General features: G+C 67.5%; 11 protein-coding genes. All 11 read right to left on the minus strand.

The annotated features are described in order from the left end of the window. Nucleotides 1-114: 114 nt before the first annotated feature. The 11 genes from OG698_RS19030 to OG698_RS19080 all read right to left on the minus strand — a co-directional run bounded on the left by OG698_RS19030 (nucleotide 115) and on the right by OG698_RS19080 (nucleotide 13,559). Nucleotides 115-1,188, minus strand: a complete 1,074-nt coding sequence (locus tag OG698_RS19030; protein ID WP_406104239.1) for an ABC transporter ATP-binding protein — start codon at nucleotides 1,186-1,188, stop codon at nucleotides 115-117. Further along, nucleotides 1,181-2,155, minus strand: coding sequence for an ABC transporter ATP-binding protein (locus OG698_RS19035; protein WP_406104240.1), 975 nt, complete (start codon nucleotides 2,153-2,155; stop codon nucleotides 1,181-1,183). The genes OG698_RS19030 and OG698_RS19035 overlap by 8 nt, the downstream gene beginning before the upstream one ends. A gap of 6 nt (nucleotides 2,156-2,161) precedes the next feature. Further along, nucleotides 2,162-3,178, minus strand: coding sequence for an ABC transporter permease (locus OG698_RS19040; RefSeq protein ID WP_406104242.1), 1,017 nt, complete (start codon nucleotides 3,176-3,178; stop codon nucleotides 2,162-2,164). After that, nucleotides 3,171-4,094: an ABC transporter permease gene (locus tag OG698_RS19045; protein WP_406104243.1), complete on the minus strand. Its 924-nt coding sequence runs from the start codon at nucleotides 4,092-4,094 to the stop codon at nucleotides 3,171-3,173. Before OG698_RS19045 ends, OG698_RS19040 begins: the two co-directional genes overlap by 8 nt. Before the next feature lie 63 nt (nucleotides 4,095-4,157). Next, nucleotides 4,158-5,792, minus strand: coding sequence for an ABC transporter substrate-binding protein (locus OG698_RS19050; RefSeq protein ID WP_406104244.1), 1,635 nt, complete (start codon nucleotides 5,790-5,792; stop codon nucleotides 4,158-4,160). An 84-nt stretch (nucleotides 5,793-5,876) separates the two neighbouring features. Beyond that, on the minus strand, nucleotides 5,877-7,190 hold the full coding sequence (locus tag OG698_RS19055) for a serine hydrolase domain-containing protein (protein WP_406104246.1): 1,314 nt from the start codon (nucleotides 7,188-7,190) through the stop codon (nucleotides 5,877-5,879). A 140-nt stretch (nucleotides 7,191-7,330) separates the two neighbouring features. Then, the gene (locus tag OG698_RS19060) at nucleotides 7,331-8,458 is read right to left on the minus strand and encodes an ABC transporter ATP-binding protein (RefSeq protein ID WP_406104248.1); all 1,128 of its coding nucleotides are present in this window, start codon (nucleotides 8,456-8,458) and stop codon (nucleotides 7,331-7,333) included. A gap of 12 nt (nucleotides 8,459-8,470) precedes the next feature. Next, nucleotides 8,471-9,532: an ABC transporter ATP-binding protein gene (locus OG698_RS19065; RefSeq protein ID WP_406104250.1), complete on the minus strand. Its 1,062-nt coding sequence runs from the start codon at nucleotides 9,530-9,532 to the stop codon at nucleotides 8,471-8,473. 10 nt (nucleotides 9,533-9,542) lie between these two features. Next, a complete protein-coding gene (locus tag OG698_RS19070; protein ID WP_406104252.1) occupies nucleotides 9,543-10,520 on the minus strand; it encodes an ABC transporter permease in 978 nt (325 codons plus the stop codon). A 106-nt stretch (nucleotides 10,521-10,626) separates the two neighbouring features. Beyond that, a complete protein-coding gene (locus tag OG698_RS19075) occupies nucleotides 10,627-12,417 on the minus strand; it encodes an ABC transporter substrate-binding protein (RefSeq protein ID WP_406104254.1) in 1,791 nt (596 codons plus the stop codon). 98 nt (nucleotides 12,418-12,515) lie between these two features. After that, the gene (locus tag OG698_RS19080) at nucleotides 12,516-13,559 is read right to left on the minus strand and encodes an ABC transporter permease (RefSeq protein WP_406104255.1); all 1,044 of its coding nucleotides are present in this window, start codon (nucleotides 13,557-13,559) and stop codon (nucleotides 12,516-12,518) included. Between the last annotated feature and the right edge of the window lie 130 nt (nucleotides 13,560-13,689).

A 13,689-nucleotide genomic window follows, 5' to 3' on the forward strand; every position in this document is an offset into this window, starting at 1 on the left:
GGCACCCGCACGGCCGTACGCTGTTCAGCCTGACGCGTTCGTATATCGGTGCCGCGACGGTCAAGTTGCCTGTGTGTTAACGAAGTTGATGTGCATTTATCACGACACGTACGCCTACTCGCTGGGGACGACGTGCTTCTCCTCGGCGAAGTGACAGGCCGAGTCGTGCTTCGCCGGCGACTCCCCGATGCGGAACACGGCGGGCACCGCGAGCGCCGGCACCTCCAGTTCGCACCGCTCCTGCGCCTTCCAGCAGCGGGTGCGGAAGCGGCAGCCCGAGGGCACGTTGGCCGGGGACGGCACGTCGCCGGTGAGGATGATCCGCTCGCGGTGCTCGCGCGCCTCCGGGTCGGGGACGGGCACGGCGGACAGGAGCGCCTGGGTGTAGGGGTGCGTGGGGTGTTCGTAGATCTGCTCGTCGGTGCCGATCTCGATGATCCGCCCGAGGTACATGACGCCGACCCGGTCGGAGATGTGGCGGACGATCGACAGGTCGTGGGCGATGAAGACGTAGGAGAGGTCGAACTCGTTCTGGAGGCTGTCGAGCAGGTTGATGACCTGCGCCTGCACGGAGACATCGAGTGCGGAGACCGGCTCGTCGGCGACGATGATCTCGGGGCGCAGGGCGAGGCCGCGCGCGATGCCGATGCGCTGGCGCTGGCCGCCGGAGAACTGGTGCGGGTACCGGTTGATGTATTCCGGGTTGAGCCCGACCACGTCCAGAAGGTCCTGCACCTTGCGGCGCCGGTCGCCCTTGGGAGCGACCTCGGGGTGGATCTCGTACGGCTCCCCGATGATGTCGCCGACGGTCATGCGCGGGTTGAGGGACGTGTACGGGTCCTGGAACACCATCTGGATGTTGCGGCGTACGGCCTTCAGAGCGCGCCCGGACAGCTTGGTGATGTCCTCGCCCCTGTACTTGATCTGCCCGGCGGTCGGCCGCTCCAGGTTGACCAGCATCTTGGCGACGGTCGACTTGCCGCAGCCGGACTCGCCGACGATGCCGAGGGTCTCGCCCTGGCCGAGCACGAAGTCGACGCCGTCGACGGCCTTGACCGCGCCGACCTGCTTCTTGAAGAGGATCCCCTGGGTGAGCGGATAGTGCTTGACCAGGCCGCTGACCTCAAGGATCGGCTCGCGGGCCGGCACGGGGGCGGCGGCTCGCGCCTCTTTCGCCAGGTCAGCCATCGAGCGTCTCCTTCCAGAAGTAGCAGGCGCTCCGGCGCGTCGGGCTCACCTCGAAGAGCGGGGGAACGTCCGCGCGGCACACGTCCTTGGCCAGCGGGCAGCGCGGGTTGAAGGCGCAGCCGGGCGGGATGTGCATCAGGTTGGGCGGCAGGCCCTTGATCGCGTACAGCTCCCGGCCCTTCTGGTCCAGGCGCGGGATCGATTCGAGCAGGCCCTTGGTGTACGGGTGGGCGGGCGCCTTGTAGATCTCGTGCACGGGCGCCGTCTCGACGATACGGCCCGCGTACATGACGGCGATCTTGTCGGCGACGTCGGCGACCACTCCGAGGTCGTGGGTGATGAGGATGAGGCCCATCCTGAGTTCGCGCTGGAGGTCGGCGAGCAGCTCCATGACCTGGGCCTGGACGGTGACGTCGAGGGCGGTGGTGGGCTCGTCGGCGATGATCAGGTCCGGTTCCAGGGCGAGCGCCATCGCGATCATGATGCGCTGGCGCATGCCGCCGCTGAACTGGTGCGGGTACTGGCCGACCCGCTCCTTGGCGGCGGGGATCCTGACGCGGTCCATCAGCTCGATGGCCTTGGCCCTGGCGTCCTTGCGGGACATCCCCTTGTGGACGGTGAACATCTCGCCGAGCTGATCGCCCACGGACAGCACGGGGTTGAGGGAGCTGAGCGCGTCCTGGAAGATCATCGCCATCTTCGCGCCGCGGACCTTGCGCCGCTCGTCCTCCTTGAGCCTCAGGAGGTCGGTGCCCTGGAAGAGGATCTCACCGCCGGTGATCTTCCCGGGCGGGACGTCGAGGATGCCCATGATCGCCTGCGCGGTCACGGACTTGCCGGATCCCGACTCACCGAGCACGGCGAGGGTCTCGCCCTCGTCGACGGTGTAGCTGACGCCGTTGACGGCCTTGGCGATCCCGTCGCGCGTGCGGAACTCCACGTGCAGATCGCGCACTTCGAGCAGCATGGGCGCCTACCTCAGCTTGGGGTCGAGGGCGTCGCGCACCGCGTCGCCGAGCATGATGAACGCGAGCACGGTGACCGCGAGGGCGCCGGCGGGCCAGAGCAGCATGTGCGGGGCGTTGCGGATGTACTGGGACGCCGAGGAGATGTCGATGCCCCAGCTCACGGTGGGCGGCTTCAGACCGACGCCGAGGTACGAGAGCGTGGCCTCGAGGGAGATGTACGTACCGAGCGCGATGGTCGCGACGACGATGACCGGCGCGATCGCGTTGGGCAGGATGTGCCGCAGCATCATCCGGGAGTTGGAGGCGCCGAGGGCCCGCGCCGCCTGCACGTAGTCGTTCTGCTTGGCCGTGATGACGGAGCCGCGGGCGATGCGGGAGAGCTGCGGCCAGCCGAGCAGCACCATGAACCCGATGACCGGCCAGACGGTCGAGCTGGTGACCACGGACAGGAGCACCAGGCCGCCGAGGACGACCGGGATCGCGAAGAAGACGTCGGTGATGCGGGACAGGATCGCGTCCCACCCCCCGCCGAAGAACCCGGCGAGCCCGCCGAGGACGCTGCCGAGGAGGGCGACGCCGATGGTGGCGCAGACGCCGACGGTGACCGAGGTGCGGGCACCGTACACGGTGCGCGTGTAGACGTCGCAGCCCTGGCCGTTGAAGCCGAAGGGGTGGCCGGGCTGGGAGCCCTCCTGCGCCTTGGCGAGGTCGCAGGAGAGCGGGTTGCCGGAGGCGATCAGCGAGGGCCAGAGCGAGATGATCACGAGGAAGACGATGATCAGGCCCGAGATGATGAAGATCGGGTTGCGGCGCAGATCGCGCCAGGCGTCCGACCAGAGGCTCCTCGGCTTGCCCGCGGGGCCCGTGCCTTCGGGGCCGCCCGGCGTCTTCTCCAGCGTCCTCCCCTCCTCGGTCGCGAGGTCCATGGCGCCGCCCATGCCCGTCGCGGCGATGGCTCCTCCGTCCTCCGGGACGCGGCCCCCGCCCGACGAGTAGGGCTCCGGCGGCTCGGGTTCAGGCATAGCGGATCCTCGGGTCGAGTACGGCGTACAGAAGGTCGACGATCAGGTTGGCCGCCAGGAAGACGAGGACGAGTACGGTCACGAAGCCGACGACGGTCTGGGTGTTCTGCCGGAGGATGCCCTGGTAGAGCTGGTAGCCGACGCCGTGGATGTTGAAGATCCGCTCCGTGACGATGGCTCCGCCCATCAGGGCGCCGATGTCGGTGCCGATGAAGGTGACGACCGGGATCAGCGAGTTGCGCAGCAGGTGCCGGACGATGACGCGGCGGCGCGGGAGGCCCTTGGCGATGGCCGTACGGACGTAGTCGGCGCGGCGGTTCTCGGCGATCGAGGTCCTGGTGAGCCGGGTGACGTACGCGAGGGAGACCGAGGCGAGCACGAGGCCGGGGACGATGAGTTCGGAGAACGTCGCCTCGGTGGACACCGCGGGTTTGATGATCCCCCACTCGACGCCGAGCAGGAGCTGGAGGAGCAGGCCGGTGACGAAGGTCGGGACGGAGATGACGACCAGGGTGAGCAGCAGCACGGTGGTGTCGATGGGACGGCCGCGGCGCAGCCCTGTGACGACGCCGAGCGTGATGCCGATGACGATCTCGAAGAGGATCGCCACGATGGTCAGGCGGATCGTCACGGGGAAGGCGGCCGCCATCAGTTCGGTGACCTTCTGGCCGTTGAACGCGGTGCCGAAGTCGCCGGTGAAGACGTTCCCCATGTACGTCAGGTATTGCTGCCAGACAGGCTTGTCGAGGCCGAACTCCTTCTCGAGCTGAGCGGCCGTGGCGGGATCGCACTGCTTGTCGCCGCACAGTCCCGCGATGGGGTCGCCCATCACGTTGACCATCAGGAAGATGAGCAGCGTCGCGCCGAAGAAGACCGGGATCATCTGCAGCAGACGCCTGATCACATAACGTCCCATACGGGGCTCCGGAATCGGGGGGAGCGGCCGCCCGTCAGTGCCCGGACTGCCGCTCCCCGGGCGTCATTTGACCTTGATCTCGTTGTAGACCGGAACGCTGAACGGGTTGAGGGCTACGTTGGAGACCTTGTCGGAGTAGCCGGCACTGCCGTTCTGGTACCAGAGCGGGATGGCCGCCATGTTGTCCCTGACGACGCCTTCGGCCTGCTGGAAGATCTTGACGGCCTTGGCGCGGTCGGACTCGGCGTTGGCCTGGTCGACGAGCTTGTCGAACTCCTTGTTGGACCATTTGCCGTCGTTGGACGAGGCGTTGGTGTAGTACAGCGGCTGCAGGAAGTTCTGGATGAGCGGGTAGTCCATCTGCCAGCCGGCGCGGAACGGGCCCGTCATCTTCTTCTGCGTGATCTTGTTGCGGAAGTCGGCGAAGGTGCCGGTGGGCAGGCCGACGCAGGCCTTGTCGTTCCCCAGGGCGTTGTTGATGCTGTTGCAGACGGCGTCGACCCACTCCTTGTGGCTGCCGGTGTCGGCGTTGTAGCCGATCTTCACCTGGCCGCCGGGGATGCCGCCGCCCTCCTCGACCAGCTTCTTGGCCTCGGTGGGGTTGTAGTCGCACCCGTCGCCGCACAGCCCGTCCTGGAAGCCGCCGTCCTTGCCGAGGACCGGCGAGGTCCAGTCCGTGGCCGGGGTTCGGGTCTTCTGGAAGATCGTCTCGGTGATCTGCTTGCGGTTGATCGCCATCGACAGGCCCTTGCGGACCTTGTCGCTGTCCGCCTTGTTCCACGCGGGGTCGTAGAACGGGAAGGCGAGCGTCTGGATGATGCCGGCGGGGGAGTTGATGTACCGGCCGCTGAGGTCGGCTTCGACGTTCTTGAGCTGCGAGGCCGGGACGTCGTCGACGAGGTCGAGGTTGCCGGCCGTCAGGTCGGTGTACGCCGTGTTGTTGTCGGTGTAGACCTTCAGGTCCACGCCGCCGTTCTGCGCCTTGTCGGTCCCCGGGTAGGCGTCCCACTTGCGCAGGGACATCTGGGAGCCCTTGGTGTAGCTGTCGATCATGTACGGGCCGTTGCCGACCGGCTTGCTCACCCACGCGTCGTGGTCGTCGAAGAAGGCCTTGGGGAGCGGGGCGAAGGCCGCGTAGCCGAGGGTGTCGGGCCACAGCGAGAACTTCTGGCTGAGCTTGACCGAGAAGGTGAGGGGACCGGTGACCTTGAGCCCGGACAGACTGGTGGCGCTCGGGGTTCCGGAGTCGGGGTGGACCTTGTCGTAGCCGTCGATCTGGCCGAAGAAATAGGCGTTCTTCTGGTTGTTCTTCAGGTCCGCGCCGTAGTTCCAGGCGTCCACGAAGGACTTCGCGGTGACCTTCTCGCCGTTGGAGAACGTCCAGCCGTCCTTGACCGTGATCTTGAAGTTGACCGAGTCCGTCGTCTCGATCTTGTCCGCGAGCATGTCCTCGGCGGCGCCGGTCTTCGCGTTGTACCGCTTCAGGCCGCGGAAGACCATGTCCAGGACCTTGCCGCCCTGCACCTCGTTCGTGTTCGCGGGTTCCAGCGGGTTCTGCGGGTCGCCCCAGGACGAACGGACGATCCCTGAGCCATCGCCACCGCTGCCGCCGCTGCCGCCCCCACCACCACAGGCCGTCGCCGCGAGAGCGACGGCCACCGCGCATACGGCCCACTTGGCGTGCGTGGCTCCACGCATGGAGTGCCTCCTCGGAGTGCTTCTGGGTCCGTGCCTCACGGCACTTAGGCCCAAATATCATCCTTAAAGGCTCATAACGCACTTTCAGCCCGCCCGTACGAGCCCCAGTTCGCACGGGTGGGTCAGCAGGTTGCCCATCAGCCCCTCCCGATCGCCCTCCTTGTAGACGCGGGCCACCCCGGTCAGCCGCCCCTCGTCCAGACGCAGTTCCAGACCGAGCACCGGACCGCTGACCCTGGCGTCGGCGGTCGGCAGCTGTACGGAGAAGGAGCCGCGCAGGGCGAGGGTGGCCGTGGCTTCGACGGAGGTGGTGGCGCTCTCGTCGCCGGTGGCGAGTTCGGCCCGGGCGCCCGGCAGGATCCGCAGCCGCAGCGGGACCTCGCCCTCCGGCGTCGAGGCGTGGCCCGCCCACTCCCCCTCCTCCAGGGCCAGCGGGCGCGCGGGCACGGAGAACACCGGTGAGATCAGTTCGGGCCTGAACCCGGGCACCAGCTCGCCCAGGACGTGCGCGACGACCGCGTCACGGGCCGCCTTCACCGTCGTGTTCGTCAGGACCGCCACCGACAGGCCCACCTCCGGCGCCGACACCGCCATCACGGCCACGCCGCCCATGCCTCCGCCGTGGCTCACCAGGAGCGGCCCCTCGCCGCGCGAGACGCACCAGCCGAGGCCGTACCCGAGGTGCTCGCCGATCGGGACGGCGTCGAGGACCGCGGCGGCCGTCTCCGGCTTCAGGAGCCGCGGCCACAACTGGGCGAAGAGGGCGAGCTGAGGTGCCGTCGCCCAGCCGAGCGAGGCGCCGGGATGGCTGGTGCGCAGGCCCTGGGGATAGGGGCGCCCGTCGGGGGTGTAGCGGGTCGCGGCGCCCGGGCAGTGCGCGGCGATGCGGAAGCCGTCGAGCCCGAGCGGCCCGAGGACCCGCTCCCGGGCGTACGTGGCGAGGTCCTGTCCGGTGGCGTCCTCCAGGAGCCGGCCGAGGAGCCGGTAGCCGAGGTTCGCGTACTCGAAGCCGGAGCCGGGCGCGCGCTGGAGCCGTGTGTACGGTTCCGCGTCGATGGCCGGCCCGCCCTCCTCGCCGTAGTGGAAGTCGTAGTGCGCGCCGAGCCCGCCCCGGTGCCGCAGGAGCTGACGCGGGGTCGCGCCGAGGGGTCCCGGCGCGTCCAGGTCGAGGAGCCCCTCGTCGGCCGCGACGCAGACCGCCGCGGCCGTGACCGGCTTGGTGACGGAGGCGAGGGCGTACGGGGTGCGGACGGTGGCGGGGATCCGCGCGCCGGTGTCGGCGAGCCCGTACGCCTCGGCGCGGATCACCTCGCCCCGCACGGCGACAGCGACCGAGACGGACGGGCACCCGTACCCCGCCATCGCCTCCGCGCACCGCGCCTCAAGGTCGTCCAGCATGTGTGGCCCCTCTCCCTCGCCCGCTCGTTCCTGGATCATCGCCCACGCCGGGACCGTCACGGCCGCCCGCCCGAAAACGCCGACGGCCCGTCACCGGTGCGTCACCGGTGGCGGGCCGTGGTCGGTCGGAGCGTGGACGGTCAGGCGTCCGCGCCGGACCCGTCCTCGAGGGCCGCGAGGGCCGGGTCAAGAACGATGTCCTCGCCGCGGTCCTCGGTGGTCGGCTCCTCCGGGAAGTGGCAGGCCGTCAGGTGACCGTCGCGGTTGCCGGAGATCTGGACGAGCGGGGGCTCCTCCGTGGCGCACTTGTCCTGCGCCTTCCAGCAGCGGGTGCGGAAGCGGCAGCCCGACGGCGGGAAGATCGGCGAGGGGACGTCGCCCTGCAGACGGATGCGCTCGCGGTCCTCGGCACCCTCGATCTCCACCTCCGGCACGGCCGAGAGCAGCGCGTGCGTGTAGGGGTGGCGCGGCCCGTTGTAGATCGAGTCGCGGTCGCCGATCTCGACGATCTTGCCGAGGTACATGACCGCGACGCGCTGCGAGAAGTGCCGCACGATCGCCAGGTCATGGGCGATGAACAGGAACGCGATCCCGAGCTCGTCCTGGACCTTCTTGAGCAGGTTGACGACCTGCGCCTGGATCGACACGTCGAGCGCGGAGACCGGCTCGTCCGCGATGATCAGCTTCGGGTTCAGGGCGAGGGCGCGGGCGACGCCGATGCGCTGGCGCTGACCGCCGGAGAACTCGTGCGGGAAGCGGTTGTAGTGCTCCGGGTTGAGGCCCACGGTCTCCAGGAGTTCACGGGCGCGCTTCTCACGGCCGCCGGGCGGCTCGATCCCGTTGACCTCCATCGGCGACTTGATGATCGTGCCGACCGTCTGCCGCGGGTTCAGCGACGAGTACGGGTCCTGGAAGATCATCTGGATCTCGGAGCGCACCGGCGCGAGCTGCTTACGGCTCGCCTTGGTGATGTCCTGACCCTGGTACGTGATCCTGCCGCCGGTGGGCTCCATCAGCCGCGTGATCAGCCGGCCGGTGGTCGACTTGCCACAGCCGGACTCGCCCACGAGGCCGACGCTCTCGCCCGCGTGCACGCTGAGGTCCACGCCGTCGACGGCCTGGACGGCGCCGACCTTGCGCTTGATGGGAAAGCCGCCGTAGATCGGGAAGTGCTTGGTCAGGCCCTCGACGTGGAGCAGCGCCTCGCCGGTCCCTGCGGGCTCTTCGCCAGGTCCCTGCTGCTTGGGAAGGGTGACGTTGTCAGTCATGTCGTGTACTTCCTAGCCGAGCCGGGGCTTGATCCGGTCGATGAAGATGGTCTGCCGCTGCTCCGAGGTGAGGTGGCAGGCGGCGGCACGGCCGTCCGCGAGCAGCGGACGCTCGGTGGTGCAACGGCCGCCGGACACCTGGTCGGGGAAGCCGCAGCGCGGATGGAAACGGCAGCCCGTCGGCGGGTTGAGCAGGGAGGGCGGGGCGCCCGGGATCGGTGTGAGCGCCTCGTTGATGTCGCCGCCGAGGCGGGGCATCGACGAGAGAAGACCCCAGGTGTACGGGTGCTGCGGCGTGCGCAGCACTTCGCGCACCGAACCGCGCTCCACGGCCCGGCCCGCGTACATCACGAGCAGGTCGTCGGCCATCTTGGAGATGACGCCGAGGTCGTGCGTGATGAAGACGATGGCGGAGCCGAACTCCTGCTGGAGGTCCTTGAGCAGGTCCAGGATCTGCGCCTGCACCGTCACGTCGAGCGCGGTGGTCGGCTCGTCGGCGATCAGCAGGTCGGGGTCGCAGACCAGGGCCATGGCGATCATCGCGCGCTGGCGCATGCCGCCGGAGAACTGGTGCGGGTAGTCGTCGACGCGCTGCTTCGGCTGCGGGATGCCGACCTTCTCGAGCATGTCGATGGCGCGGATCCTGGCGTCCTTCTTGGAAGCACCGGTGTGCTTCATGAAGGGCTCCATGATCTGGCGGCCCACCGTGTAGTACGGCGACATCGCGGTGAGCGGGTCCTGGAAGATCATCGCGGCCTTGTTGCCGCGGACCTTCTCCAGTTCCCTCTCGGTCGCAGTGACGAGCTCCTGGCCGTCCAGGATGATCTCGCCTTCCACGGTGGTGGACTTCTTGTTGTGCAGCCCGAGGACCGTCAGGTTGGTGACGGACTTGCCCGAGCCGGACTCGCCGACGATGCCGAGCGTCTTGCCCCGCTCCAGGTCGAAGGAGAGCCCGTCGACCGCCTTGACGATGCCGTCCTCGGTGGAGAACTGCACCCTGAGGTCACGGACCGAGAGGAAAGCCTCCGAACCGGTCGGGGCCGGGGTGTCCTCGGTCTTGGTCACAGTGGTCACGGTCGTTCTCCTAGGCGAGGCGCACGCGCGGGTCGATGTATGCGTATGCGATGTCCACGATGATGTTCAGGATCAGGATGAAGAAGGCCCCTACCAGCATCGCGCCCATGGTCAGCGGGAGGTCCTTGTCGGTGGACGACTCCACCGCAAGCCGGCCGAGGCCGGGAAGGTCGAAGGTGTACTCGGTGACCACCGCGCCGGCGAGCAGGCCGGAGAGGTCGATGCCGAGGATGGTGACGATGGGGATGAGCGATCCGCGCCAGGCGTAGCGGAAGAAGACGTACTTGCCGCCCATGCCCTTGGCCTTGGCCGTGCGGACGTGCTCTTCCTGGAGCTGCTCGATCATCGTGGAGCGCGCCATACGCGTGTACTGCGCGGTGAAGATCGTCGCCATCACGACCCAGGGGATGAGCAGACCCAGGAACCACTTGGTGGGACTGTCGAAGAACGGGACGTACTTCGGGTTGTCCATCCAGCCGGTGCTGTACACGAACAGGCCGAGGACGATCGGGCCCAGCAGGTAGATCTGGAAGGAGCTGAGCACGATCGAGGCGCCGGAGACGAGCCGGTCGAGCACAGTGCCGCGCTTCCACGCGGCCAGCAGACCGGTGCCGAGGCCCACCACGAGGAAGACGACCAGACCGCCAATGGTCAGCGAGAGGGTCAGCGGGAAGCGGTCGACGATCGAGTCCCACACGAAGTCGTTGGACTTGAAGGACACGCCCAGGCACGGAGCCGAGCAGTGGCCGACCCCGAAGTCGCGCCCCATCACGATGCCCCGCATGAACTCCCAGAACTGCGCGGCGATGGACTTGTCGAGGCCCAGGTTCTCGCGGATGACCGCGATGTTCTGCGGCGAGCAGTTCTTGCCGCAGGCGAGCTCGGCGAAGTCCTGAGGAACCGTATAGAACAGGAAGAACGTGAACGCCGCGATCAGAATCATGATCACGACCGCACCGGTCAACCGGCGGAAAAGAAACTGAAGCATGGCGGTCGGCTGCTCTCTTCGGAGGCGGTGGCAATGAGGGAGTCTGCAGGCCGTGGGGGTGCGCTCCGCCTGGCGCGCACCCCCACGGGTCAGCCGTGGTCGGCTACTACTTCACGAACAGGTCGTTGATGTCGACGTAGCTCGACTCGGTGCTGTACTTCGCACCGCCGATGCCGGAACCGAAGAGCTGGATCGACTTGGAGTAGTACACCGGAGCAGCCGGGTCGATCTCCTCGACGATGCGCTTGTGCAGCTCGGCCCACTTGGCCTTGGCAGCCGCCGGGTCCAGCTTCAGGGCGTCCTGGATGCCGGCGTCGACCTGCGCGTCCTTGATGTGGGAGTAGTTCGACCCACCGTCCTGGACCTGGGTACCGTCGTAGACCGGGGTCACGACCGTGCCCTCGGACGGCCAGTCCTGGCCCCAGCCGGTCATGTAGAGGTCGTACGGGTTCTTCAGCTTGCCGACCTGCTCGTAGAAGCTGGCCCGGTCGATCTCCTTGGCCTGAACGTCGAAGCCGAGCTTGGTCAGGGTGTCCTTGATGATGACCATCTGGGCCTGGCCGCGCGGGGTGTTCGAGTAGGCGTAGGTGAGCTTGGTGCCCTTCTTGACACCGGCTTCCTTGATCAGCTTCTGGGCCATCGCCAGGTCGCCGTTGGGCTTCTTGAGCTTGCCGAACGGGTCGAACTTCGGGTCGAAGTTCGGCAGGGTCGGGGCGAACAGGCCGCCCGCGATCTCGCCGCCGTACTTGCCGCCGTCCGCCTGGACCATCCGCTGGCTCGGGATGGCGTAGGTGATGGCGTCGCGGACCTTCTTGTCCTTCATCCGGTCCAGGTTGTAGGTCATCTGCCACACGTAGGGCTGGTAGCCCTTGATCGTGCGCTTGTTGACCTTCGGGTCGGTGACGACGTCCTGGAGCTGGGCCGGGTCGACGATGTCGGTGAACTGGATCGCCGTCTTGGCCTCGCCCTGGTCGGCGATCAGACGCTTGGTCTGGCTGTCCTGGGCGACCGTCAGCTCGAAGTTGTAGCCGTCGACGTACTGGTGGCGCACCGAGTCCGTCTTCGGGTCCCAGTTGGTGTTCTTCACCAGCGTGAGGGACTTGCCCGCCTTGTAGTCGGCGAGCTTGTACGGGCCGAGCGAGGCGGGGGCCTTGTCGTACTTCTCCTTGGTGTCCCGCTTCTCGGGGACGATGCCGTAACCGGCCATGGCAAGCGCCTGCGGCAGGTCGGGGCGGGCCGTGTCGAAGTGGAAGACCACGGTCTTGTCGTCCGGGGTCGACAGGACGGAGTCCGGCAGGTGCTTGCCCTTGAACGGACCGTCCGGCAGCTTCTTGCGGTAGTCGGAGCCGGAGAGCCAGGTCTGGACGTACGTCGGGCCGTCGAAGATGAACTTCGCGTACTGGCGCTCGATGGTGTGGCGGACGTCCTTGGACGTGATGACATCGCCCTGGTCGTCCTTGATGCCGTCCTTGATCGTGTACGTCCAGGTCTTACCACCGTCGGACGACTTGCCGGAGTCGGTGGCGACGTCACCGACGACGGTCAGGTTGCCCTTGGCGTCCTCCTGGAAGTTCGTCAGACCACGGGTGATCAGGTTGGCGAACTGGCCGGCGTCCGAGACGTAGGTCTGCCCCGGGTCCATGTGGGTCATGTCGGACTGCGCGTAAACGGTGATCTTGCCACCGTTCTTCGCGCCGGGGATGGCCTCCGCCGGGCCGTTGGAGGCGGCGGCGTCACCGTACGCGACGGGCTTGGACTGACTCGAAGCATCCTTCTGGTTCTTCGATTCGTCCTTGGCCTTGTCTTTGCTGCCGCTGGAGCATCCCGTCAGGGCGAGGGAGCCAGCCGCGATGGCGATGACTATGGCGCGTGTGGTGCGCGCGTTGAGGGACCTCATGATGCTTTATGCACCTACCTGTCTTGTTATCCACGTGTGCTGCCGGAAGGCTCCGGTTGCCCGGATCTGGGGTAGCAGCCACCCCCCACCAATGGACGTCAGCGTCCGGACTTGGGGTCGAAAGCGTCCCGGACGGAGTCACCGAGAAGGTTGAACGCCAGGACGAAAATCACGAGCGCAGCACCCGGGAACAGGAGGTAGTACGGGTCCTGTTCGTAATAGATGGAGCCCGTCCTGAACATGCGGCCCCAGTCGGGAGTGGGCTCGACGAAGCCGACGCCCACGAAGGACAGGAACGCGATGTTCAGGATGTTGCTGGGCAGCATGTACGTGGTCTGCACCAGGATCGGGGTGACGATGTTCGGCAGGACTTCCTTGCGGATGATCCGTGCCGGGGAGGCGCCGGAGACCTTGGCCGCCTCGACGAACTCCCGCTCGCGCAGGGAGAGTACGGAGCTTCGGACCAGTCGGGCCAGACCCATCCAGCCGAGGAACCAGGTCACGAGAATGATCGCGGTAACGCGCAGGTAGGTCGGCGTCTCATCGCGCGGCGACACGAACAGGGCCGTGACGACCGGCATGAAGGCGATGAAGAACAGCTGCGACGGGAACCCGAGGAAGAAGTCGGTGACCCGGCCGAGCCAGTAGTCGACCTTGCCGCCGAAGTAGCCGCCGACCATGCCGATGATGACGCCGGTCACGACGCTCAGGATGGTGATGGCCACCGCCACGTACAGCGAGGTCCGCATGCCGTACAGGAGCTGGGTGAAGACGTCCCGGCCGAGCCTGGGCTCGACACCGAACCAGAAGTCCCCCGACATGCCTCCGAACGGAGCGGAGGGCATCCCGAAGTCGTCGAGGATGTACGGGAAGTCCGGCTCGGCCGGGTACAGCGTGTACGGGTCCTTGCCGTAAATCTTCGAGATCACCGGCGCGAGTGCCGCGATCAGGAAGAACAAGATCACTACGGCTGCGGAGACCATGCCCGTGCGGTCGCGCTTGAAGCGCATCCACATGAGCTGACCGGGCGAGCGCCCCTCGAGCTTCTTGGGCTCCTCCGCGCCGTTCGGTTTCGTGGCGCCGGGATCGTCGTCCAAGACGACGGCGACCTTGGCGTCGCCGGCCTCAACTGGACTCGTCATGATTCGTCCGTTTCACAGGTTTCAGCAGCCAGTCGGCAACGCCGGCCGGCAGGTGTCGGATCAGTGTCTGGATCTGGCTCGGAGAGGGAGTACCGCCGCACATCCCTGGCAGAGTTAACGCACCGCCCCG

Source organism: Streptomyces sp. NBC_01003, from assembly GCF_045162695.1.
GTDB lineage: Bacteria > Actinomycetota > Actinomycetes > Streptomycetales > Streptomycetaceae > Streptomyces.

Bases quoted from the DNA above. Each gene is read 5' to 3' on its own strand.
- OG698_RS19035 (WP_406104240.1), bottom strand. From the start codon at position 2,155: ATGCTGCTCGAAGTGCGCGATCTGCACGTGGAGTTCCGCACGCGCGAC.
- OG698_RS19040 (WP_406104242.1), bottom strand. From the start codon at position 3,178: ATGCCTGAACCCGAGCCGCCGGAGCCCTACTCGTCGGGCGGGGGCCGC.
- OG698_RS19070 (WP_406104252.1), bottom strand. From the start codon at position 10,520: ATGCTTCAGTTTCTTTTCCGCCGGTTGACCGGTGCGGTCGTGATCATG.
- OG698_RS19060 (WP_406104248.1), bottom strand. From the start codon at position 8,458: ATGACTGACAACGTCACCCTTCCCAAGCAGCAGGGACCTGGCGAAGAG.
- OG698_RS19080 (WP_406104255.1), bottom strand. From the start codon at position 13,559: ATGACGAGTCCAGTTGAGGCCGGCGACGCCAAGGTCGCCGTCGTCTTG.
- OG698_RS19075 (WP_406104254.1), bottom strand. From the start codon at position 12,417: ATGAGGTCCCTCAACGCGCGCACCACACGCGCCATAGTCATCGCCATC.
- OG698_RS19055 (WP_406104246.1), bottom strand. From the start codon at position 7,190: ATGCTGGACGACCTTGAGGCGCGGTGCGCGGAGGCGATGGCGGGGTAC.
- OG698_RS19045 (WP_406104243.1), bottom strand. From the start codon at position 4,094: ATGGGACGTTATGTGATCAGGCGTCTGCTGCAGATGATCCCGGTCTTC.
- OG698_RS19050 (WP_406104244.1), bottom strand. From the start codon at position 5,792: ATGCGTGGAGCCACGCACGCCAAGTGGGCCGTATGCGCGGTGGCCGTC.
- OG698_RS19030 (WP_406104239.1), bottom strand. From the start codon at position 1,188: ATGGCTGACCTGGCGAAAGAGGCGCGAGCCGCCGCCCCCGTGCCGGCC.